The following is a 26,427-nucleotide window of genomic DNA, read 5'->3' as shown; positions in this document are numbered from 1 at the left end:
GTCACCATGACTGCCGCCAATACCCATCCTGCAATGCGCATCATCTTACCCCAGAGTTGACCCGGTCAGCACCGTCACTGCGCGGCGGTTCTTGGAATAGCATTCCTCAACGCTGCAAATCTCGATCGGGCGCTCCTTGCCGTAGCTGACGGTGTTCAGGCGGTTGCCAGCAACACCGCGCGAAATCAGATACTCCCGAGCGGCATTTGCGCGACGTGCACCCAGCGCAAGGTTGTATTCGCGGGTACCCTGCTCGTCCGCGTGACCTTCGATCGTGGCAACGAAATCCGGATTGGCCAGAAGCCAGTCCGCTTGCCCTTGCAGCACGGTCTGCGCCTGTGGTGACAGGGTCGACTGGTCCACGGCGAACAGAACACGATCCCCGACGGTCTGCTGGAAATACGCAGGCGAACGCGGGTCACTGGGCGAGCCCGGTACGATCGCGCCTGTGCCACCGGCACCGCCCAATGCGGATGGGTCATTGTTCGTACAGGCGGCGATCACACTCAGCGCGCCCAACGCCAGGACTTTGCTCAATACATTCATTTCAAGTGCCTCGTGTTTTGATTGTTGCCGCCTGTCTACCACAGGGACGATTCGTTGTGAACTTTGCTGCGATCAATTCTGTAGTGGGCCCCATGACGGATCACTGCCGCCATCCGGTGTACGCACCGGGCGCAGGTTGCGGCCCGAGATGTCCACCGAATACAGCGAGGCCCGGCCGCTGGCCCCCTGCGTTTCACGGGTGAACATGATAACGCGGCCATTGGGCGACCAGGTTGGGCCTTCATCCAGAAACGAAGCGGTCAACAAGCGTTCCTCTGATCCGTCCGTGCGCATCACGCCAATGTGGAAACGGCCCTGATTTTGCTTGGTAAAGGCAATCAGATCGCCGCGCGGCGACCATACCGGCGTGCCATAACGACCCGAGCCAAAGCTGATCCGCGTGGCCTCGCCGCCATTCGCGGGCATCACGTAAAGCTGCGGTGTACCCGAACGGTCGCTTTCAAACACGATCCGGCTGCCATCCGGCGAATAGCTGGGGGCGGTTTCAATTGCTGGCGTGTTGGTCAGACGCGTGCTTTGCCCCGACGCTAGATCCATTTTCCACAGGTCCGTGTTTCCGCCCTGAATCAATGAATACACGATCGACCGGCCATCCGGCGAAAAGCGGGGCGAAAAGCTCATGGTTCCGTCCTGCGTCTTCAGCTCCTGCCGTTTCACGCGGCCCACATCCAGAACATAGATGCGCGGGCTGCCGCTTTCATAGCTGGTGTAAAGCAACCGATCGCCAGTAGGTGAAAAGCGCGGCGCCAGAACGATTGCGGCGCTGTCGGTCATGTACTGCACATTCGCACCATCGTAATCCATGATCGCCAAACGCTTCAGGCGCTGGTCCTTCGGCCCGCTTTCCGAAACAAAGGCAACGCGGCTGTCAAAATAACCGCCCTCGCCTGTAATCCGGCTGTACACCTGATCGGCCACTTTATGCGCCATGCGCCGCCAGCCCTCGGTGGTGCCTGCCAATTGCAACCCATTGCCCAGCTCCTGACCCGAAAACACATCCCAGACCCGGAACCGAACCGTAAGGTTCTTGCCCGAAACATTGACTGCCCCCGTGATCAGCGCATCGGCATTGATCGCTTTCCAATCGGGAAACTGAACCGGAGCCTCAAAGCTGCTGACCCGGCTGATGAAGGCATCCGAAGAGATCTCGCGGAACAACCCGGTTCCTGTCAGATCAGCCGCCACCACGCGCGAGATGTCCTGTGCATATTGCGCCGCAGACGGGCTATCGGGGACAAAGTTCGGTACCGCAAAGGGCAAGGGTTCGATAATGCCCTGGTCCAACTCCAGCCGCAGGGGACCGTTCTGTGCAAGAACCGGCGTAGACATCAGCGTCAGGCCGACAAAGAGGCTGGTCAGAAGTTTCATCATTTGATCCGCATCCTCTCGGGATTGAATGTAATCTCAACATCCTGCCAATGAGCGTATTTGTCAGCAGGCAAGTCATATCCTCTGGCGCCGCAGCGTAAAATCGCGCGCCGGGCGGCCTGATAGGCCTGATTGGCCGCGCCCGCAGACCCGCCAGAACTGTCCAGCATCCGAATGCTGCCATCCACGACCGTACCATCACGGTTCAGCGAAAAAGCTACAACGACCACGGTGCTCAGCGCATCCGTAGACAAAGAGCCGACATTCCAGCATTTGGACACGGCCAATCGCATCGCGTCCTTCTCACCGCTGGTCAGCGGTGGGCCGGATGGCTCGGTTCCACTGCCCAAGGCTTCGGCCAGAGCGTCATTGATCGCGGCCTCGTCGGCCTGTGCGTCAGGTTCAGGCGCTGCTTCAGGCGTCTCCGCCACAACAGGTTCGGTCGGCGGGCTTGGACGGTTCGGACGCACCCGCGGTCTCGGTGACGTAAGCGGAGACTGCTCTTTGGTTTCCTCTGCCTCGGTCACGATCTCGGGGGCCGCTTCTTCCGGCGCGGTCTGATCCTGTTGTTCCTGCTGAACCTCGGCGCCCTCGTCCAGAGACACCGGCGGCGTTTCGAAGTCATCCGGTTTTGCCTCGGGCGGCGGTGGCGCTATGGCCTCAGGGGCGACACGATCCGATGGGCGCGGCTGCGCCTCGGGCCCCGGAGGCACCGGCTGTGCGACAGTTTCGACCTCGGGTTCTGCCAATACAGGCAGCTCATCCGGTACATCCGGCTCCGGCGGTGCTTCGACGATAACTGGGGCAGGCTCCGGTTCTGGCTCAGCCGGTGCGACAGGTTCCGGGCGCGGCTGTTCCTCGACAACAGGTTCCGGTGGCTTGGTCTCAGCCTCCGGCTCGGGCGGTTGTTGCAATGCCGCCGGCACCTCTGGGATATCGGGCGCATCCCGCTGGGCCGTCATGGCCGCGAATTGTTCAGCGGTGATCACGGACACATCCTGTACGGCCATCGGCAACGGCTCGGACCGGAAGGTGCCGCCGAAAAGCGCCACTCCGATCAGGCTGACATGCGCAATCGCAGAAATCTTGGTGCCGGTATCCACCGTGCGCCCTCACTCTCCACCTTCGTCCAGCGTCGGCCCGCCCGTATCGGTCACAAGCCCAACGTTGGAAAACCCGCCCGCGTTCAGCGCACCCATGACCTGCATGACCTGTGCGTAGGGAATTGCACCATCGGCGCGCAGGAAAACCCGGTCACTGCTCCGCTCTGCCGCAATCGCGCGCAGCTTGCCGATCAGCTCTTCGCGTAACACATCTGTTGTCTGGATCTGCACACGTCCATCAGCCGTCAGGGTCACGGTCAAAGGTTCTTCATTGTCACCGGGCAAAGCACTGGCGGCGGTCTTGGGCAGATCTACTGGAACACCGACAGTCAGCAATGGCGCGGCCACCATGAAGATGATCAGCAAAACCAGCATGACATCCACAAACGGCGTCACGTTGATCTCGGCCATGGGTTGCGCGCGACCGCGACGCCGACCGCGTCTGCGCCCATTACTGCCCGAGGATTGCTGAACCGCCGCACCCATGGTCAGCTGTCCAACTGGCGCGACAGAATGGTGGCGAACTCGTCGGCAAAGGCTTCGTAGCCGCCAACGATCCGATCACTATCCGCGCTGAGCTTGTTATAGAAAATGACGGCCGGAATCGCGGCCAACAGACCCAGCCCCGTCGCCATAAGCGCCTCGGCAATACCTGGGGCCACGACCGCCAGATTGGTATTTTGCTGTTCGGCAATCTCGATGAAGGCGTTCATGATACCCCAGACGGTACCGAACAGGCCTATAAACGGTGCGGTCGAGCCCACTGTCGCCAATATGGGCAGCCCTTTCTGCAAGGTCTCTGCCTCTTTTGCGATGGCCACATCCATCGAGCGATCAATCCGCGCGGTGGCCCCGGCGATCAGCCCACCATCATTTCGGTGCGACCTGCGCCATTCGATCATGCCTGACGCAAAGATCTTTTCCGAGCTGCCATCCGGCTGGGTTCCGACCTGCTCGAACAACTCATCCAACGGGTTGCCCGACCAGAAGCTTTCATCAAAAACCTGCGCCTCGCGACGGGCCGCGCGGTAATTGATCAGCTTCTGGATGATGATACCCCAGGACCAGATGGATGCACCGATCAGCATCAACATCACCAATTTGACAATAAAGGTCGCGCGGGCATACAGCCCCCACATGGAGAAATCGATCTCCTGCGCCAGCGCCAGCGTTTCAGCTTCCATGAACCTGCTCTTTGTTTTTGCCTGACGGCCGTTTATTTGGCCTTGTTTTGCCAAACGCTAACGCAGTTGGGGTTGAAATGCCAATAGAACCACCCCTGACCCGCAAATTGTTACATCAATGCGCGAATCTCTGCCGGAAGCCGGATCGGCCTGCCGTCCTTGTTGATACACACGGCAGTGACCGAGGCGCGAAAAATCTCGGTCTCGCCGCGCCGGACCAGCTGCGCCATGGTCAGCCGCACACCCGAGATTTCGGTGACTTCGGTTTCGACGATCAGTTCGTCATCGAACCTGGCGGGCGAAAGGTAATCGGCCTCGACCCGCCGCACGACCCAAACAATGCCCTCTTCCCGCATCGCGTTCTGGTCATTGCCCAGATTGCGCACCCAATCCGAACGCGCACGTTCGATATACCGCAGATAGTTCGCGTGATAGACGACACCGCCCATGTCGGTGTCTTCATAATAGACGCGAACCGGATAGGTATGTTTCATTGCGGTGGCTCCAACCGGGCAAACAACCTGAGCGCATGAGACGCATCCTGCGCCGAACTTGGCAAAACCGGATCGTATGCAGCCCGAATCAACGCAGCAATATCGGGGCGCAGGATCGTCGTTTCGCCCGCCACGGCCAGCGGAGATTGCGTCCGAAACGCAGTATCGGACCAAAGCAGGATGGTCTGCACCACCTGGCTCAGCGCCAGCGTTTCCGCCGGTATCTTGGACAACTGCTTGTCCATGCGAAGAAAAACAAAAGCCGCACGGATCGCGCTATCTTCTTCGAACCGGAAAATGCGGTACTGGTTTGCATCCGCTTCAACCAAGCGCCCGACCAACGGTGCCAGATCGGGAATCAGACGATCAAGATCCGGCACGTCCAGCAACTCTTGCCAATCCCGGAAGAAGAAGACCATGCAGTTGGCGCCAAGCTCGGGGTCGGTTTCGGCCATTTTGTGACCGGCCAAGGTGACAACCGCCTCCAAGGCACCCTTCACAGTGGACAGCGTTTCATCTTCAACACCAAACACAATCGGCACGATGGGTCGCCCCCAACGGGCAAACAGAAACTCACCGCCTTCGCGCGTGAACAGCGCCTCAATCTCTTCCGGTGTCACGGTCAGGCCTTCATCTTTTCGAAAATACTCTCGCCGAAGGCATAAATTTTCCAAGCGCAAGCTTCAACCAAACAGATCGCTCTGCCGTTTGGGTGCAGCCATGCCCAGATGCGTCCAGGCCTTTTGCGCCAACATCCGCCCACGCGGTGTTCGCTGGATCAACCCCTGTTGCAACAGAAAGGGCTCGATCACTTCTTCCAGCGAGTCCCTGCTTTCCGATAGCGCCGCCGACAAGGTCTCAATCCCGACCGGCCCGCCGGCATAGTTTTCGGCGATCAGTTTCAGATAACGCCGGTCGGCGCCATCCAGCCCCAGATTGTCTACACCCAGTCGCGTCAATGCGCCATCCGCAAGACCGCGCGTGATCCGCCCATCTCCTTCGACAATGGCGAAATCCACCACCCGGCGCAGCAGACGTCCGGCGATGCGTGGTGTCCCGCGCGACCTGCGCGCAATCTCGCGTGCGCCCTCATCATCCGCCGGAGCGCCGAGTTTCCGCGCGTTTCGGGTGACGATCTCATGCAGTTCGTCCACGGTGTAGAACTGCAGCCGGGTCGGAATACCAAACCGGTCGCGCAAAGGTGTTGTCAGCAAACCCATGCGCGTCGTGGCCCCGACAAGCGTGAAGGGTTGCAACTCGATCCGAACCGTTCGCGCAGCGGGCCCCTCGCCGATCACCAGATCCAGCTCGAAATCTTCCATCGCGGGATAAAGCACCTCTTCCACCGCCGGGTTCAGGCGGTGGATTTCGTCGATGAACAAGACATCACGTGCTTCGAGATTGGTCAGGATCGCGGCCAGATCACCCGCTTTCGCCAGAACCGGCCCGGACGTCATGCGAAAATTCACCCCCAGTTCACGTGCCATGATCTGCGCCAGCGTCGTCTTGCCCAACCCCGGAGGGCCATGGAACAACGTGTGATCCATCGCCTCACCCCGCTGGCGGGCGGATTGGATGAAGATGCGCAGATTGGCGCGTGCCTCGGCCTGACCGATGAACTCATCCAAGCCCTGCGGGCGCAATGCGCGGTCGTTGTCCTCGGGCAATGGGTCCGGGCGCACGGTGGGATCAGCGTCTACCATTCATTCACCCTTTCGGAGCCAGCAATTGCAAGGCAGCACGGATCAAACCCGCTTCGTCTGCATCCGGGTTGTTGGCGGCCGCCTCGGCAACCGCGGCTGCTGCATCCGACGGTCCATAACCCAGATTGGACAAGGCAGACAACGCACCCGCGGATGCCGCGGCAGCCCCGGAGGCCGGTTTTGGCGTTCGCTTCGGAACAGGTGTTGCCTCGGCAGGCTCTACAACCTCGATCGAAGGGCCATCCATCGCATCGGTCACGGTGCCACCCATGGCCATTACGCCCGGAGCCTTGTCCTTGAGGTCCAGAACGATCCGCTGCGCCGTTTTCGGGCCCACACCTTTCGCCGCCTTGACCGCCGCCCAATCTCCCAGAGCGATTGCGCGGCTGACACCGTCCGGTCCCAGCGCGCTGAGGATCGCCAGAGACACTTTCGCTCCGACCCCCTGAACCGAGCACAAAAGACGGTGCCATTCCTTCTCGACCAGCGAAAGAAAGCCATAAAGCTGCATCAGGTCCTCGCGCACGACCATGTCCGTATAGATCGAAACCGCCTCGCCCACACCCGGCAGTGCCGCCATGGTCCGGTCAGAACAATAGACGATGTATCCCACACCCCCCACATCGATCAGAACGTGATCCGCCGCGCGGTAGTCCAGCCTTCCGGTGAGTTTTCCGATCATGCCCGTACCTCTTTCACACGCGCCTGTTGCGTCTTGCCGTAATAGGCGTGGCAGATCGCAATCGCCAGAGCATCTGCGGCATCCGCCCCTTTTGGCTGACATCCCGGCAATTGCAGTTTGACCATGTGCAGCACCTGCTCTTTTTCCGCATGCCCGACACCCACGACCGTTTTCTTGACCCGGTTCGGCGCGTATTCCCCCACCGGCAATCCGGCCTGTGCCAGCGTCAGCAACGCCACCCCCCGCGCCTGACCCAGTTTGAGCGTACCGGCGCCATCCTTGTTCACAAAGGTCTGTTCGATGGCTGCCTGGTCCGGTTGGTGATCGGCGATGACTTCGACAATCTGGTTATGGAGAGACAACAGCCGCTCCCCCAGATCATCCCCATCCGACTTGCACAAACCGTTCGCCACATGGCTCAGGCGGCTGCCATTTGATTCGATGACGCCCCACCCCAGGGTCCTAAGCCCCGGATCAATGCCCAGAATTCGCATGTTTTGCCTCGGCCTGCTCGGGTTCTGTGATCTTTTTTCAACGCCTAGCACGAAGCGTGAACATTTTCCAAGCGAATTGACCCAAGGCCTGAAAACGACACCCCTGTCCCAAGGGCGACTCAACGTGCCATTTGCGACTTGGGAAAGTCTGAATTCGACACTTTTGTGAACGCGTTTTCACCAATTATTTAAGGGGATTACAGCCTTTTGCAGCATTGCAGGAAACGCATAGGACACATGCAAAAACTGAACTTGTGCAGGCGATTTGGCGGCACTAGATGCCGGGCAGATCGCAAGACAGCAAAGTGAACACCAACCAGAAGGAAACAGGATATGGCTGCACTGGACACCACCCGCTTCGCCTCCACTGGCTCGTTCGGCCTCGTTGGCCGTATCGGCGCATTTTTCGTATCGGCCGTGAACGCCGCTGTCGAATGGAATGACGCCCGCGTTACCCGCAACGCGCTGACCGGTCTGAGCGATCGTGAACTGGAAGATATCGGCCTGTGCCGTGGCGACATTGACGCCATCGCCCAAGGTCGCCGGTAATACCGACCACCACTCGCATTCGCCCCTTCTTCCTCCCTTGAGGGGCAAACAGAAACACCGCGCGCCCCGGGCACGCGGTGTTTTTCGTCCGTAAATCAAGATTCAGTATAAAATCTTGTTGAGCTGTACAGCGATCGCTTGCGACACCGGGTCGATCTGCATCACCCAGGCACCTGCTTTTTCGACCGATGTGCCTTCGTTCAAACTGTCAATCCGATATTGGTATCCGGTCGGGCCAAGGTTGGACAAAAGAAACGCCTTGAACGCCACAACACTCAGAAGCGTAAGTAACAGCACCCTGACCGGCACTGCCGAGCTTACCCGCTGCGGCTTCATGACGACCAGGCCATCCTTGCGCATCGTCGCGCGATAGCCACGGCTCATCTTTTGATGTTTTTTGTTCAGGCGATTAACGCGCTGAGTGAACTCCAGTTGTTTACCCGTCATGGCAGCCTCCAAAAACCGCCCCCCTCGACTTCAGTCAGAAAACGGTAAATAGAGATTACGACAAAAACGTGGCAAAATTCCACAAAACTCCTGCAAATGGCCTAGTTTGCGCCCTGTTTCATTAAGATTAGGGTCGTCCACTCACCAATCTCACCTCTTTGAGCGAGATTGAACTCATTTTGAGAATAAACTGACACCACATCATCGGCCTGTTCGTTAAGGATCCCTGACAGGATTGCATAGCCTCCGGGACGCAGATTCGCCGCGATTTCCGGCGAGAGGGCGACCAGAGGACCTTTAAGAATATTGGCAAAGATCAGGTCATAGGGCGCGTGCGCCCTGAGATCAGGGTGATCGAAACCCGCGGCTTCCACGCACCGTACGGCACCGGACATACCATTCGCCCTGAGGTTGGCTTCGGCCACGTCAACGGCCACTTCATCAATGTCGCTGGCAATGATGTCGCCGTCCCAAACCCGGGCTGCGGCCATGGCCAGAACGGCGGTGCCGCATCCGATATCCGCCACTTTCGTCGCGGTGAAGCCTTCGTCCAGCAGTCTGTCAAAGGCCTTGAGGCAACCCAACGTCGTACCATGGTGGCCGGTGCCAAAGGCCATTGCGGCCTCGATCAACAATGGAATGCGGCCTTCGGGTAGCTTGTCGGCATCATGGCTTCCATAAACAAAGAAACGCCCCGCCTCGACGGGCGCAAGCTCGCGTCGCACATGCGCAACCCAGTCGGTTTCCGGCAGCTCTGAAACAACAAACGGTTTGGCGTCGAACGCCGCTGCCAGAACCGCCAGCGCAGTCTCGTCAGGGGCTTCGGTGAAATATCCGCCGACCTCCCACAGGCCGGATCCGTCTTCGACTTCGAACACACCAACGCCGGTTGGCTCTGGCTCCAGACGCTCCATCGCCTCGCCCAGACCTTCGGCGGCCTTCTTACCTGTCAGCGTCGTCAGTGCGGTGAATGTGGGCATTGGGGCCTCCTGTCTCGATTGACACCGCGCCTAGGACGCCGCGCCGTCAAGGTCAAGCGCCGAGGCCTATTCCGCAGGGGCCGGAGCGTATTTGGTCAGGATGGTCTCGTTGCCAGGCTCGGGATGACGCGGGATCAACAGGGACAGCAACAGCGAAACGATCGCCATCGCCGCGGCCAGGCCAAACACAGCGCCCGGCGACACGACCCAAAGCAGGCCAAGCAAAGCGGGCAAAAACACCGCCGCAATATGATTGATCGTAAAGGCCACCGCAGCGGTCGGCGCGATATCAGCAGGGTCGGCGATTTTCTGGAAATAGGTTTTCAACGCCAAAGCCAGCGCAAACAGCACGTGGTCGATCACATATAGGGTTGCCGCAAGCAGAACACCCCAGCCGAACCAATAGATGCCTCCATAGGCTGCGAATACGATGGCCAGACCGGTGTATTCAAATATCAGCGTGCGCCGCTCACCGAACTTTGCCACTGCCTTTCCCAGCAATGGGGCGGCCATCATGTTGATCATCAGGTTGATCAGATAAAGGCTGGTGAGCTCATGCACTTCAAAGCCGAATTTCTCGACCATCATGAACCCGGCAAAAACGACAAATATCTGCCGCCGCGCGCCTGCCATGAACTGCAATGCATAATACAGCCAATACCGGCGACGCAGGATCAGCTTCTTGGTCTGCGGTGTGGGCGCATCGAATTGCGGATAGGCGAACAGACAGAACAGGGCCAGCGCAGCCGTCACTCCACCCGACGCCATGAATACAAAGTTGTAGGACAGATCGAAGCGATCCCAGGTCAAAACGATCAGCCCATACACCACCATGGTCGCCGCCGACCCCATCGCAACCAGCCATCCCAGCACCTGCGGAGCACGATCCTTGGGCAGCCACTGCAATTGAAGCGACTGGTTTACAGTCTCGTAGTAATGGAACCCGATCGAGCTGAACAAGGTCACAAACAGCAACCCGCCCAGGCTGGGGAACCACGCGGTCACCGCCGTTGCGACACCAAGCATCATCAGAGAGATCATCGCCAGCACCTGCTCGCGAATGAAAATGATGACGGCAATCACGCCAACCGCCAGAAACCCCGGAATCTCGCGCACCGTATGCAGCAGACCGATGTCCGCGCCATCAAAGTTCGCCACCTCAATAACGAAGTTGTTCAGCAGCGCGCTCCATGCGTTGAACGCAATGGGCATGGTCAGCGCCATCATGAACAACAGCGTGATGGGGCGGCGCCAGAACGGCAGGCTCTGCGCCTCGGTAAGGGGCATGGGTTTCAGCATGAAAGTCCTGTACGCCCATTTCACTGCTTTGGCGAGAGGGAAGCGGTCTGCGCACAATCACCCTGCACAGATGCAGAGGTCAGTAAAAACTTTGTGGGTCGATATCGACGGTCAGGCGGATATCGCCCTTCAGACGCAAAGGGGCGATCCAGCGGGCAATGGCATCCTGTATCGGCGCCCCCTTGGGGGCTTTCACCAACAAGCGCACTCTGTGGCGGCCGCGTATACGCGCAATGGGTGCAGGCGCAGGTCCAAAGACCTGAGCACCGATCGCGCGCAAGGGCGCATCGTTGCGGGCCATTGCATTGCCGATATCGAAAACCGGTCCAACCTCGGGGCCCGACAGCACAATCCCGGCCATGCGACCATAGGGTGGCACGCCTGCCGCCTGCCGACCCGCTGCCTCGGCTTTCCAGAACCCTTCCTCATCACCCGACAGGATGGCCCGGATCACCGGGTGTTCCGGTTGAAATGTCTGCAAAAGCGCCTGCCCCGGCTTGTCAGCCCGTCCCGCACGCCCAGCCACTTGCCGCATCAATTGAAACGTACGCTCAGCCGCGCGCAGATCCGCGCCGTGCAGGGAAAGGTCAGCGTCAATCACGCCGACCAATGTGAGCTTGGGAAAGTTGTGCCCCTTGGCGACCAATTGCGTGCCGATGATAATGTCGGCATCCCCGGCGGCGATCTCTTCAATCTTGGCTTTCAATGCCCGGGCTGAACCAAATAGATCGGAACTCAGCATCGCGATTTTCGCCTCGGGGAAGGTCGCTTCGGCCTCTTCCGCCAGCCGTTCGATCCCCGGCCCGACCGGGGCCAGCTTGCCCTCCACGCCACAGGAAGGGCAGGCTTCGGGCATCGGCTTGGTTTCGCCGCATTGGTGGCACATCAATCGCTTGAGAAACCGATGCTCGACCATGCGTGCGTCGCACTGATCACAGGCGATCTGCTCACCACAGGCCCGGCACAAGGTGACCGGCGCATAGCCACGGCGGTTGATGAACAACAGCGATTGTTCGCTTTTTTCGATCCGCTGCTGCACCGCTTGCCGCAAAGACGGAGAAACCCACGTTCCGGGCTGCATCTGCTCGGCCCGCATGTCGATGGGCTTCATCTCGGGCAATACCGCCGCTCCGAAGCGCGAGGTCAGGTCAAGCCTTTCGTACTTGCCCGCCTCGGCATTGGCCCAACTTTCAAGCGAAGGTGTCGCACTGGCCAGAATCACCCGCGCGCCACAGATCGCCGAGCGTAGAACCGCCATGTCGCGTGCGCTGTAATGCACGCCGTCTTCCTGTTTGTAGGACGTGTCGTGTTCTTCATCGACGACCACAAGCCCCAGATCGCGAAATGGCAGAAACAGCGCTGACCGGGCGCCCACGACCAGTTGCGCATTACCCTGCCCGACCATCCGCCAGACCCGCCGCCGTTCCGTCATGGTTGCGCCGGAATGCCATTCCGCCGGGCGCGCACCGAACCGCGCCTCGACCCGGGTCAGAAATTCTGCGGTCAGGGCAATCTCGGGAAGCAGAACCAATGCCTGCCGTCCCATGCGCAGCGCCTCGGCCACGGCCTCCAAATAGACCTCGGTCTTACCGGAACCGGTAACGCCTTTCAGCAGCGTGGTGCCGTAATCGCCGGTTCGCTGCCCGGCCTGAAGCCGTTTGACTGCCGCTGCCTGATCCGCTGTCAGGTCTTTCCCGGGCAGGTCCGGATCAAGATGAGGATAAGGCAGGTCGCGCGGGCTGTCCTCTTCGCGCACGGCGCCTTGTTTGACCAACCCTTTGACAACAGACGACGTTACACCCGCCTGCTCGGCGAGCTCCTTCAAGGTAAAAGCCAGCCCGCCGTAGTCGCGCAATACCTCCAGAACCCGGGTCCGGGCATCGGTCAATCGGTCTGGTTGACCTTCACCCAAGCGATAGACCTTGCGCATCGAGGGCGGATCACCCAAGCCCGGTGCCCGCGTCGCCAGACGCAGCATCGCAGGCATGGGTGTCAGAGTGTAATCGGCGACCTTTTCCAGAAATACCCGCATCTCTTCACGCATCGGTGCAACTTCGAGAACCCGGATTACCGAGCGCGCCTTGCTCAGGTCAAAGCCGCCCTGCCCCGGCCCCCAAACCACCCCCAGCACCTTGCGCGGGCCCAAAGGAACCTCGACAAACGCGCCCAGAACGCACCCGCCTTCGGGCGCCTTGTAATCCAGCGTCCGGTCAAGCGGCTGCGTTGTAAGCACCGCAACCAGCTCTCCTTGGTCGAAAAATCCGTTAGCGCTCACGGCATATCCTTCGCAGGGGGTTCCAGCAGGGGTCTCTTTGAGGTAAAGGCATCGGCGACCAAGGCCAACCCATCAAAGGACTGCCCTCATGAAATTCTTCGTAGACACCGCCGAGATCGACGCCATCGCCGAACTGAACGATCTTGGCATGGTGGACGGCGTAACCACCAACCCATCGCTGATCCTGAAATCAGGTCGCGACATTCTGGAAGTGACCAAAGAGATATGTGATCTGGTCGATGGCCCGGTATCGGCCGAGGTTGTCGCCACCGAAGCTGACGACATGATCGCCGAAGGCCGCAAGCTGGCCAAGATCGCGCCGAATATCGCCGTCAAAGTGCCGCTGACATGGGCCGGCCTGAAAACCTGCAAAACGCTCAGCGACGAAGGTCAGATGGTCAACGTGACGCTCTGTTTCTCGACCAATCAGGCGATTCTGGCTGCAAAGGCGGGCGCGACATTCATCTCGCCTTTCATCGGACGGCTTGACGATATCAACCTCGACGGCATGGACCTGATCGCAGACATCCGTCAGGTCTATGACAACTACGGGTTCGAGACCGAAATCCTTGCCGCATCGATCCGTACCGTCAACCACGTGACCGACAGCGCCCGCATCGGGGCCGATGTGATCACCGCACCGCCTGCCGTGATCAAGAAACTGGCCGACCATCCGTTGACCGACAAAGGTCTGGAAACCTTCCTCGCGGACTGGGCCAAAACCGGTCAGAAAATCCTCTGATCTGGTTTGCAACCGCGCGGCGCCATCAGGCGCCGCGCCCGGCCCAACGGCCAAATGCCTGATCTGTGATCAGGCATGGCGGGCGGAAGCCCCTTGCCACAACATGCAAGGAAATCCACCCTTGCGTGCATTTTTTCCAAGGCAAATCCGGTCCGGCATGTTATAAGCCGCGACAACAAAAAAAGACCGGACGGGACATGAGCAGTACCCCCAAACTCGAGGACAACCTCCGCGCGGCAATTCTGGCAGAGCCGGATGTCGTACTGGACGACAAGGACCTGATGCAGGCGCTTGTCGCAGCCAACGAGCAAGCGCGCGGCGACAACGTGATTGACCTGCGCGGCATCGCGATGCAACGGCTCGAGGCGCGGCTGGATCGGCTGGAAGACACCCACCGTTCCGTCATCGCTGCGGCCTATGAAAACCTCGCGGGCACCAATCAGGTCCACCGCGCCATTCTGCGATTGCTGGAACCTGTCGAGTTCGAAGATTTCCTGCGCACGCTGGGCGCCGATGTGGCGGACATCCTGCGCGTCGACAGCGTTACGCTGGTTCTGGAAACAACCGTGGTTCAGAACGATCCCGCAATCGACACATTGGGCGGGGTCCTGACGATCGCAGAACCCGGTTTCATAGACCGGTACCTGACCATTGATCGCGGCGGTCCTGCGCGGGATGTGATCTTGCGGGAAATCCATCAGCCAAACCGGCGTATTTTCGGGTCACAGGCGGATCAGCTTCGTTCCGAGGCCTGCCTGAAACTGGACCTCGGGGCCGGTCGCCTTCCGGGCATGATCGTCATGGCCGCCCGCGACCCGCGACATTTCACCCCGCAGCTGGGCACCGACCTTCTGGCCTTTTTTGCAGGCGTGTTCGAACGCTCGATGCGCCACTGGCTGTCGTGAGCCTGATCTCGCCCGCCTGCCGCGACGCGCTTCAGCATTGGCTGGACAGTCTGAGCGCACTGGCCGGACGATCCGAGAATACGCGAAACGCCTATCGCGGCGATGTCGTCGAGTTTCTGTCGTTCATGACCCTGCATCACGCCGAACGGCAAGGCCTGAAAGCGCTGGAACGGATCACGGTATCGGATATGCGCGCCTGGATGGCGGATCAGCGCGGCGCAGACATGAGCGCGCGGTCTTTGGCGCGCAAACTGTCGGCAGTCAAAAGCTTCTACTGTTGGCTGGCAGAGCGTGAGGGGTTTGAGCCCACCGCCGTTCTGTCCACACGCGCGCCGAAATTCACCAAGAAACTGCCCCGGCCACTGGCCGAAGATGCAGCCCGCGCCATGATCGATACGGTGGAACTGCAATCCACATCCGACTGGGTCGCGGCGCGCGACGTCGCGGTTGTCACGCTGCTTTACGGATGCGGTCTGCGCATATCCGAGGCGCTGTCCCTGACCGGAGCGGACGCGCCTTTGCCCGCCACGCTGCGCATCGTCGGCAAAGGCGGCAAAGAGCGGATTGTACCGGTTCTTCCCGCCGCCCGCGAAGCGGTCGACAGATATCTGAAGCTGTGTCCCCATCCACAAGCACAGGACAAAGCCCTGTTTCGGGGCGTCCGAGGCGGGGCACTGAACCCGCGTGCGATCCAAGGGGTCATGGCCAAGGCGCGTATGCAATTGGGGTTGCCCTCGACCGCAACACCCCACGCGATGCGGCACAGCTTTGCCACCCACCTGCTTTCGGCCGGAGGCGACCTGCGTGCCATTCAAGAGCTTCTTGGCCACGCTTCCTTGTCGACGACGCAGGCCTATACGGCAGTGGACACTGCGCGGTTGATGGAGGTCTACAACCGCGCGCATCCCAAAGCCTGATGTGCACATGACTCGAAAACCCGGGCTTTTGGTTTGCATCTCGGACGCGCATCGGTCATGACGCTTGCATGACACTCAGATTCAAAGCTCTTTCCGTTCATCTCTTTACTGCAACAGGTGCTGTTTTTGCCATGCTGGCCATGCTGGCCGCCGTCGAAGAGAAATGGAGCCTTATGTATCTTTGGCTTGTCGTGTCTTTCATCGTGGACGGTATCGATGGCCCGCTGGCGCGACATTATCACGTCAAGCACAACGCGCCCGAGTTCGACGGCGTTCTGCTGGATCTGATCATCGATTACCTGACCTATGTGTTCATCCCGGCCTTTGCCCTGTTCAAATCGGGGCTGATGGACGGCTGGACCGGATGGTTCGCGATCATCGTCATCACCTTTGCCAGTGCGATGTATTTCGCGGATACACGCATGAAGACCAAAGACAATTCCTTTTCCGGATTTCCCGGGTGCTGGAACATGTTCGTCATCGTGATCTTCGCGCTGGAACCGAATTTCTGGATCATCCTGCTGCTGGTCACGCTGCTGTCGCTGGCCATGTTTCTGCCGCTGAAATTCGTTCATCCCGTCCGCACCGAGCGCTGGCGCAGCCTGACTTTGCCGATGGCGCTGGCATGGACGTTCTTCGCGGGTTGGGCCGCATGGGTCGATTTTCACCCCGAAAGCTGGGCCCATTGGGGGCTGGTGATCACCAGCCTGTACCTGACCTTCGCAGGCATCGCCCAACAGGTTGTTCCGCAGCGCCACGCCTGACGCAGCGCTGCACGTTCCGTTTTACAGAACGTCCTGAACCTCGAATTCGGTGCCGTTATGGGTAAAGACGTCGCCCTTTTGCAGACCAGCCATCGCCAGATAGATCGGGCTTTGGGTTGAAATGCCCATATAGGTCTTGCCGTCCACTTCAAACCGCGTTGTCGAGACACACACGACAAATCTGCGGTTGTTGAACTTGATCACAGATCCCGGCCTGACCGTGTCGGCAAGGCTGAAATCGGTATTTTCGATGACATCAATCTTGGCATGATGCGCATGAACCGGGGCATCGAAGGCAGCCGCCAGATCGGCGTTTTCCCGCGATGCGGCAATGTCATCCTTGTCGTGACCTTCCCTGTCATCCAACTGGGCATCTTTCAAAAACGCATCGTAATGCGCCTGCGCCGTTGCAAGCTCTTGCGCTTCAAGCGACATCAACCGGTCGATAATAGCCTTCTTGCGGGCTGCACGGTCTTGTTCAGTGGTCATGCAATGCGGTCCTTCAAATTCAGCAACGGTTACAAGTTGTGTCTGCAAAAAGCGGATTGCAACCGAATTTCGACGCTCAGATCAAAAGACCCGCCGCCCGCTCATGCCGCAACAGGGCAACTTTCGTCTCAACACCACCGTCGCCCGAGAAACCGCCCAAGCCATTGGCAGCCAGTACCCGGTGACAGGGAATGATCACGGGAATGGGGTTTGCTCCGCAGGCCTGGCCAACCGGCTGGGCGGGTTGCCCCAGTTCCTTGGCGATATCGCCATAGGTACGCGTTTCTCCAAGCGGGATGGCATACATCAGGTCACAGACCCGCTTTTGAAACTCTGATCCGTCAATGCGATACGGCAGATCGAAACGGTCAAGCCGCCCTTGATCATAGGCCCCCAACTGGGCGGCCGCTTCGCGCAGCAGCGCGGTCGGCTCACCTTCGTCCCTGCCGTTCCAGACAAGCCGGGTAAGGGCCCCGTCTGTTTCTTCAACACCAAGTCGCCCGAACTGGGTTTCAACGGAAATCATCGCCATGGACCGACGGTTTCAGATCAAAGCGCCCAGCGCAAGCGCGGGAATGTTCAAGACCACGCAAAACGTCGTTTTTGGGCATTGGCGATATTCATGATACGCTCCTGCCATTACTTGAAGAGATTTTGGAGAACGCAATGGGTCGACATTTGATCCTCACGGTACATGGAATCGGTGAACAAAAACCCGGCGAAACCGTCGATCAGGTGGTTGGCGCGGCAACAACCTGGCTGGATGGAACCCCCAGACCACCGATCGAAGTCGAACGCGGCATGATCGAACTGGCCGAATCCACCTTCGACGGAAATCCAAGAAATGCAGAGCTGTTCGAAGTCAATCTGCGCACGGTGACTGACCCGGCTGTTCCTCAGGACAAGGCCCTGTTTGCCGAAGTTTATTGGGCCGATCGCTCTCCGGCCCCGAAAGGAGCGATCAAAACCGTGCTGGATCTGATCTGGGTCGTTCTGGCGTTGGGATATCTGGCGATGGACAATGTCGAGCAAACCCACATCCGCAGGGGCGTTGCCTCGGACCAGCCCAATGGCAGGAATACACTGGCGGCACAGTTGGTGCATCTTTTCACATGGATCTTCTTCGGCGCGGTTGCGACGCTGAACGTCTATTTGTTGATCGGTGCCGCAGCGGTCATGACCGACCGGATACCTGTCTTGGTTTTCCAGAACCCTGCCCTACTGTTCTGGCTGCTGTTCGGGCTGTACACCGGCGGGGCCATTGTCGGGCTGGGGCAAAGCCGATCCGCGCCGACCTATCTCAGACGGGTCTTCTGGCGCGGAATGCTCGGAATGGGAGCAGCACTGACCCTGTGCCTGGTCATTGGACCTCTGGGCCTGAAATTGTGGGCCTGCGTCCCTTCCGACACGGGAAATTGCCCGCCGGCCCTGGAGCAATTCGTGGCGTTTCAGGTTTTTCTGCTGTCCATCTTCTGGGCCGCTCTTATCTTCCTGACAATCGTTCTTTACGCGTTGTCCGCCTGGACGCTGCGGATCAATGACACGCTTTCAGAGCACAGGCGGCTGTACCCCAGCATCTGCGCGGGCATGCTGGTTTTCTGGATGTTCTTCATTTCCGGCCTCTGGTTGACCATAGAGCAATTGCTGGAAACTGTTACAGGCCTGTCCGGCGGTCAGCTGCAACGTCTTTTTGAAAGCAATTTGAACGAGTCCATCGAAACACTCAGCGTGGCCTTTGTGGCCATCGTTCTGTTGGGGTTCGTTGGCGTCGGGCTTTTTGCAGGCCGCAAGACGTACAAGGCCAACCTTCACACCCGCAGCGGTCTGATCAGCCGGGCGATTGTGAACCGGCTGGCGCAGTGGGTCTTTCTGTTTGGTACAATCGTGCTGGTTCTGGTCACGATCCGAGAGATCGCGGCCAACCAGAATTTTGAGGCCGCATGCAACGTGGGAATAGGTGAAACCAACCTGATCTCTTGGGCTTTGGACAGATTGGCCTGTTCGCAGGGCGAGATCGGCCTGATCGTTCTTGGCGCAACTGCGTTGATGTACCGGTTTTCTGATTTTGTTTCTGCCGGTCTGGGCGTGGCGCGAGACATCGTTACCTACGCCATTCGCGACAAATGCTATCTGGGAAAAGACCTGGAAACGCGGCAACGCAACTATCCGGATCGCAAGGCGATAGACGAGCGTTTCTATCGCACGTTGTACTATGTTCTTGATATCTTTCCAGCGGATCATATCACGGTGATATCCCATTCGCAGGGCACCGTGATCGCCACACAGATGCTTGCTGACCCACGCGTCCAGAAACGCATCGACGGGCGGACACTGACACTCATCACGATGGGCTCTCCGGTCACGCATATCTATCAGCGCTATTTTCCCGAGATGTTCACCATCACCGCCAGCCAGTTGAACGCCGCGTGGTTCAACATCTTCCGGCAGGACGATTTTGTCGGAACCGAGATCGAGGGTGGGCTCATTTTTGCAAATCGAAACATCCCGGTCGATCCCGGCGGGCACACCGGTTACTTTACGGACTATCAGGTTTGGAAAGCCCTGTCAGATCCTGCCATTGGCTTTGATCTGTTCAATCCAACACCGCAGCCTGTGCAGACATAGCCCAAAATGCCCCCCGACTGAATTCGGGGGGCGCGTTGATTTATCCCAGCGCCTCATTGCAGCGCCCGCAGACGCCCGCGTGGGTGTGGCGGCCCACATCAGGCAGGATTTTCCAGCAACGCTGACATTTCTCGCCTTCTGCTTTTTCGAACACGACGGCCACGCCTTCGATTTCCGGCACACGGAACGCCTCGGCCGGGGCGGGATCGCCGGTCACGGTCAGGCCCGAGGTGATGCACATGTCGTCCACGTCGAACGTAGCCAGCAAATCGCGGGTATCGCCATCTTCGACATGCACGATCGGTGCCGCTTCGAGGCTTGAGCCGATTACCTTGTCCTGGCGCTGGATTTCCAGCGCGGCAGTCACGGCCCGGCGCACTCGGCGCACCTTGGCCATGTTGGCCTCAAGCTCGGCATCGCGCCAATCGGCGGGTGTGTCCGGGAAGTCCACCAGATGGACTGAGCTATCGTCGCCCGGGAACCGCTCCAGCCACACCTCTTCCATGGTGAAGACCAGAACCGGGGCCAGCCAGGTGGTCAGACGGTGGAACAGGATATCCAGAACAGTGCGCGCGGCGCGGCGGCGTGTGCTATCCCCGTCGCAGTACAAAACGTCCTTACGAACGTCGAAATAGAAGGACGACAGATCAACCGTTGCAAAGTTGAACACGGCGCTGAACACGCCCTGGAAGTCGAACGCGGCATAACCCTTGCGCACCTGTTCATCCAATTCCGCCAGACGGCTGAGAACCCAGCGTTCCAGACGCGGCATATCTTGCGGATCAACGCGGTCCGCTTCAGTGAAGTCGGCCAGCGAGCCCAGCATGAATCGCATGGTGTTGCGCAGGCGGCGATAGCTGTCGGCGGTGCCTTTCAGAATCTCCGGCCCGATCCGCTGATCGGCGGTGTAGTCGGTCTGGGCCACCCACAGACGCAGAATGTCGGCACCATATTGCTTGACGACCTCTTCCGGCACGATGGTGTTGCCCAGCGATTTGGACATCTTGTTGCCCTTGGCATCCAGCGTGAAACCGTGGGTCACCACATTGCGATACGGGGCACGGCCCTTGGTGCCGCAGGCTTGCAGCATGGAGGAATGGAACCAGCCGCGGTGCTGGTCGGTGCCTTCCATGTAGACATCGGCGATGCCGTCTTCGGTGCCATCCTCACGGTCGCGCAGAACGAAAGCGTGGGTGGAACCCGAGTCGAACCATACGTCCAGCACGTCGAACACCTGATCGTAGTCTTCAGGGTTGGCGATGCCATCAAGGATCTTCTCTTTGAACCCGTCGGTGTACCAGATATCCGCGCCGTCCTTCTCGAACGCAGCCTTGATGCGCGCGTTCAAGTCTGCGTTGCGCAGCAGGTAATCCGCGTCGGTGGGCAAGGCACCTTTCTTGGTGAAGCAGGTCAGCGGCACACCCCAGGCGCGCTGACGCGACAGAACCCAGTCCGGGCGTGCTTCGATCATCGAATAGAGGCGGTTGCGCCCCGTCTGCGGCGTCCATTTCACCAACTCGTCGATCGAGCGCAGCGCACGTTCGCGGATCGTATCGCCCATCTCACCCATGCCATCGTCCAGCTTACGGTCAACGGATGCAAACCACTGCGGCGTATTGCGATAGATGATCGGAGCCTTCGAGCGCCAGGAATGCGGATAGCTGTGCTTGATCTTGCCACGCGCCAGCAGCCCGCCGACCTCGGCCAGCTTATCGATGACCGCCTTGTTCGCGTCACCCTCGCCGCCCTTGCGGGACAGGATGTATTTGCCGCCAAAGAACGGCAAATCGGCGCGGAATGAGCCGTCATCCATCACGTTGTAAGTGATGACCTGTTCCAGCATGCCCAGATCGCGGTACAGCTCGAATTCCTCCATCCCGTGGGACGGCGCGCAGTGGACGAACCCCGTACCTTCAGTATCGGTCACAAACTCAGCGGCGCGGAAATCGCGGATGTCGTCCCATTCGCCATTGCCGCCTTCGGCCCCGGCCAACGGGTGAGATAAACTAAGGCTTTCCAGTTCTTCTGCGGTCACGTCTCGCACGCGAGTCCACTGATCATCGTTCAAACGGGCACGACCCAATACATCTGCAGCCAGATTGTCAGCCAGCAGGAACTTGTCGCCAATATTAGCCCAACACTCGTCCGGCGTGCTGGAAACTTCGTAGAGACCGTAAGAGATGTCTTTGCCATACACGACGGCCTTGTTCGACGGCATGGTCCATGGAGTAGTGGTCCAGATCACCACAAATGCACCCAACAGTGAGTCTACCTGTTCACCCGAAGAAAGTGTGACCTTCTTCGAATGCTCACCTTCACCAAATGCATTCGTGAAACTAGTTGTGTTTACAGCTGCTACCTTGAACTTCACCCAGATGGTAAAGCTTTCCTTGTCGTGATACTCGACCTCGGCCTCGGCCAGCGCTGTCTTCTCGATAGGCGACCACATCACGGGTTTGGAACCCTGATAGAGCGTGCCGTTCATCAGGAACTTCATGAACTCGTCGGCGATCACGGCTTCGGCGTGATAATCCATCGTGATATAGGGATCAGGCCAGTTGCCGGTGATGCCCAGACGCTTGAACTCTTCCCGCTGGATGTCGATCCAGCCCTCGGCGAACTTGCGGCATTCCTGGCGGAAGTCGACGATGTTCACCTCATCCTTGTTCTTGCCCTTCTTGCGGTACTGTTCTTCGATCTTCCATTCGATCGGCAGGCCGTGGCAGTCCCAACCGGGCACGTAACGCGCGTCAAAGCCCATCATCTGATGGGAACGCACGATCATGTCTTTGATCGTCTTGTTTAGTGCGTGGCCGATATGCAGGTGGCCGTTCGCATAGGGGGGGCCGTCGTGCAGAGTAAAGGGTTTGCGCCCCGTTTTCTCGCGCAGGCGGTCATAGACACCGATGGTCTCCCACCGCTCCAGCCATGCGGGTTCGCGTGCAGGCAGGCCCGCGCGCATTGGAAAATCGGTTTTGGGCAGGTTCAGCGTGTCTTTATAGTCAGGCGTTTGGGTCGTGTCGGCGCACATTTTGAGCGTCCTTTGGATGATCTGGTCGTACTAGGATCGAAGCGGTCGGTGCGAATTCTCAAACACCTTTGCCCGGCGTCTCAGAGGGTCAGAGCGCCGGGGATATAATTCGAATAATGATGGCCGTCCGGTCATACATGGCCGCGCTTATAAGACGCCTGCCTTCAATGGTCCAGAGGTTCCGGCCCATGCGGCGAATGGCGCAGCTTGGCCCACCGGTTCAGCCACGCAAGACCGGCCAATGCCAGCCCCAGCGCCAACAGTGAAAACACCCGGATCAGGCCGCCCAGACCGGCGATGTCGATCAGGAAGACCTTGGCCACCGCCAGCCCGATCACCGCCAGCCCGGCCTTGCGCATCAGGTCGGATCGGCGGGCAAGAGATTGATAGAACAGAGCGGCCCCGATCAGCAGCAGCACCAAAGTGTAGGTATACAGTTCCGGTTGGGTGACACCGTTGCCTTCATACATACCCGCCGCGCCCTGCCAGACGTGACGGATCGCCAAACCCAACCAAACAGCGGCCAACGTCCCCGCAACGGCAAAGCTTGCTTGCATGATCGGTTTCGGCATTTCCCGGATCCTCCAGGCCGAGCCACCGATGGTCAATGCGGGCAACAGATAGGCAACGGCCAGCGTATTCAAAACCGGCGGCCCAAGCACCGGATCCGCGTTCGGGTTCAACAATGGGTTCTGGTCTGTCAAAGCCGATAACAGATGGAAAAGACCATGAGCTGCAAAGAACAGAGCAAGCAGGTATCGCAGATAATTCAGTTTGCCACCCAACCCGAACCTCTGCACCTGCGCGAACGCAAGCAAAAGCCAGATGACGGCCAACAGACCCAGGCCCCAATGGCTGTTGTCAGCGCCGCCCTCGCCAAAGCCTTCGAGCCAACGCAGCAGCAGCAATGACAGCAGGATACCCGCTGTCGCCCAAGCCGCGCTTTCCAGCAGCAACGCCGCCAGTGGGCGCTTCAACGGACGCAAAAGCCACCAGCCCACGACAAATCCCAATGTGGCCGCGCCATAGACCATCGCCATCTCAGTCACCGGAGCGGAATTGGCCCAGTCCAGCCCGGGATCAAGCACCAAACGCACCGTGACGGTAAAGACACCGGCCCAGATAAACCAGCTCATCGGCGGCAGTATGAACCTGCGGTCCAACGCTGCGGCAACCACAACGCTGGCGACCAATGCAACCGTAAGCGCCGCCGAACTGAGCACGATGACGCAGGCAAACACCAGACACGACAGCATGGACAGGGTGGCCAGAGCCGCCCGCATCCGGTCATCACCGTCAACGCGGGCAAAGCGTTCGGCCAGAACCACCATCAACACAGCCAGCGCAATCGCGTGGAGCGCCCAGGGGTAAGCCCCGATCACCGAAGCCGGATGCCAGCCTATTTCCAGCGCGATGGCCAGCACGGGCGCAAAAAGTGCGGCTCCTCCGGCCCAGACGGCGCGATACTGGCTTGTCGTGAATGACCGCCATGCCATCAGGGTCGACATCAAACCTCCCAAAGCGACCAGAACAGTCACCACCATCGGATAGTCGGCCTCGGGCGTTTCTGCGTAAGTGCCCGCGAACCTGTCAAGAACCGCGCCATTCTCAAGCCCGTGAGAGGCGACAAAAAACACCAAACCGGCCGCAGGCAGGACAGTCAGGTCCCGGAGGGCTGGTGCATCCTTGGCCCATAGGAGCAACGCCAGAACAAGGGCAGACAACAGAGTGACACCCAACCAGAACTCGGGTTCCGTATCCGCCCAATGCCAGGACAGTATCACCGTACTTGCCGCGATGGCCCCGGCGGCCAGACGAGTTGGGAATTCCGGCCAGGGACGAGCCCTGGGGCGGCGGAGCATTTCAGTCAGCATGGGGCCCGCGTGATTTGGCCAAATGCGCCGCACCGGAATGGCGGTTGCCAAAAGCGCCAGCACCGTTGCAGCGATCAGGTATCCCGCTTCCGTGCTCGGCGCGCCGGTCACCAGAAGCAGATTCGCCGCATAGGCCCCGAACAGTGTCAGGACCGAGATCCACGCCCAGCGCCGTACCGTGTCGATACCCAGCCCCAAGACGGCAACCAGCAGGAAATACGCGTAAAGCCACGACGGATCATCGGACGCGCCCCCGACCAGGAAAGGAGCAGCTAAGGCACCGATCAGACCGACCGCAGCCAGCAGCGGACCATGGAACCACCCCAGAACAAGACCCACCATCGCAACAACGACCATCCCTGCCAGTGCCGTTTCGGCACCGATCAGGTTGTAAAGCTGACGCGCGGACAGAATCGCCCCGAACAAAGTGACAAGCCCGGCACCGGAAAAGACCGAGGGCAGATAGGCGGTTGCCACCGCTTCGTCATCACCGAATTTGCGGCGCAGGATTTCTCCTCCGAGGATCAGAACCGTGCCGAAACCCAGGGCTGCGACGACACGGGCCGCCGGCGGCAGCAAACCGTTTTCGACCCCGTATTGCACAAGGAAGATACCGGCCAGCGCCAGAGACAGGGCCGAAACCACATAAAACCAGTTCTCGCGCAGCCACGCGCCCAAAGCCGCAAACCTGTCATGGCGAAACACGACAGCCGGTGAAGAAACGTCTGCATCCCTAGCGTCGGCACTGTCGTCTTCCTGCCGTTTTGGGGCCGACCAGGGTGCCGGTCTGCGCGGCTTCTCTTCAGCGGCAGGTTGCGGTTCAGTCGTTTCCTGCTCCGGTTGCGGCAGGACGGTCGCATCGCCCAAGGCCAAGGCGTTGATTTGCGCTTCCAGCTGTTCTACCCGGCGACGCAAACGGGAATGCCCGACCAAAAGTGCGATCAATGTCACAGGGATGGCCAGAACAATCAGGCCAACAAGAACAAGCAGCGATTCCAACCGAGTCTCCGATCCTTTTGGAGGTCAAGCTATCTTGAGCCGTCCGAAAGTGACAGTCAGGAAAGCATTGCCCCGATCTAAAGCACCGAAGTTGTCGGGTGCGCGATCATTGGCCTGAAAAGGTCCGGGATCTCTGGTAACGTCTGCCGCAAGAACCGTCATCCCAGCGCCGCAAAATTTATGGGTGGAACAGGGACCCGACGAGATACGCGATCAGCGCGGCCAGCCCGCCGATCAAAAGCGTCTCGATCCCCGACCGCCACCAGGGGGCCAGCGACCACCGACTTTTGAGCGCGCCAATCGCAAAAAAGACTGCCATGGTCATCCAGGCCGAGATCGCAAACGCGTTCGGCACGGACGCAAGGAACGGCAACAAAGGAATCATCCCCGCCACCAGAAACGCAAAGAAGGTGGCCACTGCGGCTTTCATTGGATGCGGGTCGACACTGCCAAGACCATATTCACCTTCGATCATCAGGTTGATCCAGTTTTCGGTGCTCGAGGTGATTTCAGCCGTGGCCTCGATCAGAATGTCGCCAGACAGCCCTTTTTGCGCAAGGATTGCACGCACTTCTTCGCGCTCACCATCCGGGTACAACGCAATGTGGCGTTCCTCGACCGCGCGGATGCGGCGTATGTTGTCCAGCTCGGCCTTGGTGCCCGAATAATTGCCCGCGGCCATCGAAAACCCGTCAGCCAGAACATTCGCCAGACCAAGCGCCACGATAACGAACGGGGAAAGACCTGCCCCTGCAACACCTGCCACAATGGCAAATGTGGTGACGGACCCGTCGATGCCGCCATAGACGACATCGCGCAACACGCCGCGTCCGGGCGGCGCGTTGATCCGTTCGGCGATTTCCTGCGGGCTGTGACCGTGATCCGTCATGGCTGGCTCCTTTGACACATTCAGTGTGCCGAAGCGCAGGCCGGGGC

Annotated in this window: 25 protein-coding genes; 6 read left to right on the top strand and 19 right to left on the bottom strand. The window is 59.4% G+C overall.

What is annotated here, in order from left to right; genetic code table 11:
• Positions 1-45: 45 nt before the first annotated feature.
• The 10 genes from pal to ruvC all read right to left on the bottom strand — a co-directional run bounded on the left by pal (position 46) and on the right by ruvC (position 7,595).
• A complete protein-coding gene (gene pal / locus AC2FNN_RS02530) occupies positions 46-546 on the bottom strand; it encodes a peptidoglycan-associated lipoprotein Pal (protein WP_496756382.1) in 501 nt (166 codons plus the stop codon).
• 72 nt (positions 547-618) lie between these two features.
• A complete protein-coding gene (gene tolB, locus AC2FNN_RS02525; RefSeq protein ID WP_496756381.1) occupies positions 619-1,938 on the bottom strand; it encodes a Tol-Pal system beta propeller repeat protein TolB in 1,320 nt (439 codons plus the stop codon).
• Positions 1,935-3,038, bottom strand: coding sequence for a cell envelope integrity protein TolA (gene tolA / locus AC2FNN_RS02520; RefSeq protein ID WP_496756379.1), 1,104 nt, complete (start codon positions 3,036-3,038; stop codon positions 1,935-1,937). The genes tolB and tolA overlap by 4 nt, the downstream gene beginning before the upstream one ends.
• A gap of 9 nt (positions 3,039-3,047) precedes the next feature.
• Positions 3,048-3,524 (bottom strand): protein TolR, encoded by a 477-nt coding sequence (tolR, locus tag AC2FNN_RS02515; RefSeq protein WP_496756377.1) that lies wholly within the window; start codon positions 3,522-3,524, stop codon positions 3,048-3,050.
• Between the two features lie 2 nt (positions 3,525-3,526).
• Complete coding sequence (gene tolQ, locus AC2FNN_RS02510) at positions 3,527-4,222, bottom strand: protein TolQ (protein ID WP_496756375.1); 696 nt, start codon at positions 4,220-4,222, stop codon at positions 3,527-3,529.
• Between the two features lie 110 nt (positions 4,223-4,332).
• On the bottom strand, positions 4,333-4,716 hold the full coding sequence (gene ybgC, locus AC2FNN_RS02505; protein ID WP_171205628.1) for a tol-pal system-associated acyl-CoA thioesterase: 384 nt from the start codon (positions 4,714-4,716) through the stop codon (positions 4,333-4,335).
• Positions 4,713-5,336, bottom strand: coding sequence for a hypothetical protein (locus AC2FNN_RS02500; RefSeq protein ID WP_496756373.1), 624 nt, complete (start codon positions 5,334-5,336; stop codon positions 4,713-4,715). Before AC2FNN_RS02500 ends, ybgC begins: the two co-directional genes overlap by 4 nt.
• Positions 5,337-5,399: 63 nt before the next feature.
• Positions 5,400-6,419, bottom strand: coding sequence for a Holliday junction branch migration DNA helicase RuvB (gene ruvB, locus AC2FNN_RS02495; protein ID WP_496756371.1), 1,020 nt, complete (start codon positions 6,417-6,419; stop codon positions 5,400-5,402).
• A 4-nt stretch (positions 6,420-6,423) separates the two neighbouring features.
• A complete protein-coding gene (ruvA, locus tag AC2FNN_RS02490; RefSeq protein ID WP_496756369.1) occupies positions 6,424-7,101 on the bottom strand; it encodes a Holliday junction branch migration protein RuvA in 678 nt (225 codons plus the stop codon).
• Entirely contained in the window at positions 7,098-7,595 is a 498-nt protein-coding gene (gene ruvC / locus AC2FNN_RS02485; RefSeq protein WP_171117483.1) for a crossover junction endodeoxyribonuclease RuvC, read from the bottom strand. The genes ruvA and ruvC overlap by 4 nt, the downstream gene beginning before the upstream one ends.
• A gap of 333 nt (positions 7,596-7,928) precedes the next feature.
• Between ruvC and AC2FNN_RS02480 the strand changes: the two genes are divergently transcribed.
• The gene (locus tag AC2FNN_RS02480) at positions 7,929-8,144 is read left to right on the top strand and encodes a DUF1127 domain-containing protein (RefSeq protein ID WP_170344966.1); all 216 of its coding nucleotides are present in this window, start codon (positions 7,929-7,931) and stop codon (positions 8,142-8,144) included.
• Positions 8,145-8,246: 102 nt separating this feature from the next.
• Here AC2FNN_RS02480 and AC2FNN_RS02475 read toward each other — a convergent pair whose 3' ends face one another.
• From AC2FNN_RS02475 to AC2FNN_RS02460, 4 genes are all read right to left on the bottom strand, one after another.
• The gene (locus tag AC2FNN_RS02475; RefSeq protein WP_496756367.1) at positions 8,247-8,603 is read right to left on the bottom strand and encodes a hypothetical protein; all 357 of its coding nucleotides are present in this window, start codon (positions 8,601-8,603) and stop codon (positions 8,247-8,249) included.
• Positions 8,604-8,692: 89 nt separating this feature from the next.
• On the bottom strand, positions 8,693-9,571 hold the full coding sequence (locus tag AC2FNN_RS02470) for a 50S ribosomal protein L11 methyltransferase (RefSeq protein ID WP_496756366.1): 879 nt from the start codon (positions 9,569-9,571) through the stop codon (positions 8,693-8,695).
• 66 nt (positions 9,572-9,637) lie between these two features.
• Positions 9,638-10,870 carry an MFS transporter gene (locus AC2FNN_RS02465; RefSeq protein WP_496756364.1) on the bottom strand — a complete coding sequence of 411 codons (1,233 nt, stop codon included), beginning with the start codon at positions 10,868-10,870 and terminating at the stop codon, positions 9,638-9,640.
• Positions 10,871-10,949: 79 nt separating this feature from the next.
• A complete protein-coding gene (locus tag AC2FNN_RS02460) occupies positions 10,950-13,145 on the bottom strand; it encodes a primosomal protein N' (protein WP_496756362.1) in 2,196 nt (731 codons plus the stop codon).
• Positions 13,146-13,233: 88 nt separating this feature from the next.
• On the opposite strand from AC2FNN_RS02460, the gene fsa reads away from it, so the two are divergent.
• The 4 genes from fsa to AC2FNN_RS02440 all read left to right on the top strand — a co-directional run bounded on the left by fsa (position 13,234) and on the right by AC2FNN_RS02440 (position 16,473).
• On the top strand, positions 13,234-13,887 hold the full coding sequence (gene fsa / locus AC2FNN_RS02455; protein ID WP_152457215.1) for a fructose-6-phosphate aldolase: 654 nt from the start codon (positions 13,234-13,236) through the stop codon (positions 13,885-13,887).
• Between the two features lie 197 nt (positions 13,888-14,084).
• A complete protein-coding gene (locus AC2FNN_RS02450; RefSeq protein WP_496756360.1) occupies positions 14,085-14,792 on the top strand; it encodes a DUF484 family protein in 708 nt (235 codons plus the stop codon).
• Positions 14,789-15,709: a tyrosine recombinase XerC gene (locus AC2FNN_RS02445; RefSeq protein ID WP_496756359.1), complete on the top strand. Its 921-nt coding sequence runs from the start codon at positions 14,789-14,791 to the stop codon at positions 15,707-15,709. Before AC2FNN_RS02450 ends, AC2FNN_RS02445 begins: the two co-directional genes overlap by 4 nt.
• 68 nt (positions 15,710-15,777) lie before the next feature.
• The gene (locus AC2FNN_RS02440) at positions 15,778-16,473 is read left to right on the top strand and encodes a CDP-alcohol phosphatidyltransferase family protein (RefSeq protein WP_170344959.1); all 696 of its coding nucleotides are present in this window, start codon (positions 15,778-15,780) and stop codon (positions 16,471-16,473) included.
• Between the two features lie 21 nt (positions 16,474-16,494).
• Here the strand turns inward: AC2FNN_RS02440 and AC2FNN_RS02435 are convergent, their stop codons facing one another.
• Both AC2FNN_RS02435 and AC2FNN_RS02430 read right to left on the bottom strand, forming a co-directional pair.
• Complete coding sequence (locus AC2FNN_RS02435) at positions 16,495-16,962, bottom strand: hypothetical protein (protein WP_496756357.1); 468 nt, start codon at positions 16,960-16,962, stop codon at positions 16,495-16,497.
• 76 nt (positions 16,963-17,038) lie between these two features.
• Complete coding sequence (locus AC2FNN_RS02430) at positions 17,039-17,494, bottom strand: methylated-DNA--[protein]-cysteine S-methyltransferase (protein ID WP_496756355.1); 456 nt, start codon at positions 17,492-17,494, stop codon at positions 17,039-17,041.
• 134 nt (positions 17,495-17,628) lie between these two features.
• Here AC2FNN_RS02430 and AC2FNN_RS02425 point away from each other — a divergent pair, with 134 nt between their 5' ends.
• Positions 17,629-19,587, top strand: a complete 1,959-nt coding sequence (locus AC2FNN_RS02425) for a hypothetical protein (RefSeq protein WP_496756354.1) — start codon at positions 17,629-17,631, stop codon at positions 19,585-19,587.
• Between the two features lie 40 nt (positions 19,588-19,627).
• On the opposite strand, the gene ileS is transcribed toward AC2FNN_RS02425, so the two are convergent.
• From ileS to AC2FNN_RS02410, 3 genes are all read right to left on the bottom strand, one after another.
• The gene (gene ileS, locus AC2FNN_RS02420; protein ID WP_496756352.1) at positions 19,628-22,618 is read right to left on the bottom strand and encodes an isoleucine--tRNA ligase; all 2,991 of its coding nucleotides are present in this window, start codon (positions 22,616-22,618) and stop codon (positions 19,628-19,630) included.
• Positions 22,619-22,782: 164 nt separating this feature from the next.
• Entirely contained in the window at positions 22,783-25,491 is a 2,709-nt protein-coding gene (locus AC2FNN_RS02415) for a DUF2339 domain-containing protein (protein ID WP_496756350.1), read from the bottom strand.
• A gap of 178 nt (positions 25,492-25,669) precedes the next feature.
• The gene (locus AC2FNN_RS02410) at positions 25,670-26,380 is read right to left on the bottom strand and encodes a VIT1/CCC1 transporter family protein (protein ID WP_496756349.1); all 711 of its coding nucleotides are present in this window, start codon (positions 26,378-26,380) and stop codon (positions 25,670-25,672) included.
• Positions 26,381-26,427: the final 47 nt, after the last annotated feature.

Source organism: Ruegeria sp. BHSA118 (genome assembly GCF_059613405.1).
This window is presented reverse-complemented; position numbering and strand designations above follow the sequence as displayed.

What these genes read in the sequence shown, in the direction of transcription:
- AC2FNN_RS02425 (WP_496756354.1), top strand. Translation starts at nt 17,629, where the DNA reads ATGGGTCGACATTTGATCCTCACGGTACATGGAATCGGTGAACAAAAA.
- ileS (WP_496756352.1), bottom strand. Translation starts at nt 22,618, where the DNA reads ATGTGCGCCGACACGACCCAAACGCCTGACTATAAAGACACGCTGAAC.
- AC2FNN_RS02410 (WP_496756349.1), bottom strand. Translation starts at nt 26,380, where the DNA reads ATGACGGATCACGGTCACAGCCCGCAGGAAATCGCCGAACGGATCAAC.
- tolB (WP_496756381.1), bottom strand. Translation starts at nt 1,938, where the DNA reads ATGATGAAACTTCTGACCAGCCTCTTTGTCGGCCTGACGCTGATGTCT.
- ruvB (WP_496756371.1), bottom strand. Translation starts at nt 6,419, where the DNA reads ATGGTAGACGCTGATCCCACCGTGCGCCCGGACCCATTGCCCGAGGAC.
- ruvA (WP_496756369.1), bottom strand. Translation starts at nt 7,101, where the DNA reads ATGATCGGAAAACTCACCGGAAGGCTGGACTACCGCGCGGCGGATCAC.
- tolR (WP_496756377.1), bottom strand. Translation starts at nt 3,524, where the DNA reads ATGGGTGCGGCGGTTCAGCAATCCTCGGGCAGTAATGGGCGCAGACGC.
- AC2FNN_RS02450 (WP_496756360.1), top strand. Translation starts at nt 14,085, where the DNA reads ATGAGCAGTACCCCCAAACTCGAGGACAACCTCCGCGCGGCAATTCTG.
- tolQ (WP_496756375.1), bottom strand. Translation starts at nt 4,222, where the DNA reads ATGGAAGCTGAAACGCTGGCGCTGGCGCAGGAGATCGATTTCTCCATG.
- AC2FNN_RS02470 (WP_496756366.1), bottom strand. Translation starts at nt 9,571, where the DNA reads ATGCCCACATTCACCGCACTGACGACGCTGACAGGTAAGAAGGCCGCC.
- AC2FNN_RS02480 (WP_170344966.1), top strand. Translation starts at nt 7,929, where the DNA reads ATGGCTGCACTGGACACCACCCGCTTCGCCTCCACTGGCTCGTTCGGC.
- ybgC (WP_171205628.1), bottom strand. Translation starts at nt 4,716, where the DNA reads ATGAAACATACCTATCCGGTTCGCGTCTATTATGAAGACACCGACATG.
- AC2FNN_RS02465 (WP_496756364.1), bottom strand. Translation starts at nt 10,870, where the DNA reads ATGCTGAAACCCATGCCCCTTACCGAGGCGCAGAGCCTGCCGTTCTGG.
- fsa (WP_152457215.1), top strand. Translation starts at nt 13,234, where the DNA reads ATGAAATTCTTCGTAGACACCGCCGAGATCGACGCCATCGCCGAACTG.
- pal (WP_496756382.1), bottom strand. Translation starts at nt 546, where the DNA reads ATGAATGTATTGAGCAAAGTCCTGGCGTTGGGCGCGCTGAGTGTGATC.
- ruvC (WP_171117483.1), bottom strand. Translation starts at nt 7,595, where the DNA reads ATGCGAATTCTGGGCATTGATCCGGGGCTTAGGACCCTGGGGTGGGGC.
- AC2FNN_RS02430 (WP_496756355.1), bottom strand. Translation starts at nt 17,494, where the DNA reads ATGGCGATGATTTCCGTTGAAACCCAGTTCGGGCGACTTGGTGTTGAA.
- AC2FNN_RS02440 (WP_170344959.1), top strand. Translation starts at nt 15,778, where the DNA reads ATGACACTCAGATTCAAAGCTCTTTCCGTTCATCTCTTTACTGCAACA.
- AC2FNN_RS02435 (WP_496756357.1), bottom strand. Translation starts at nt 16,962, where the DNA reads ATGACCACTGAACAAGACCGTGCAGCCCGCAAGAAGGCTATTATCGAC.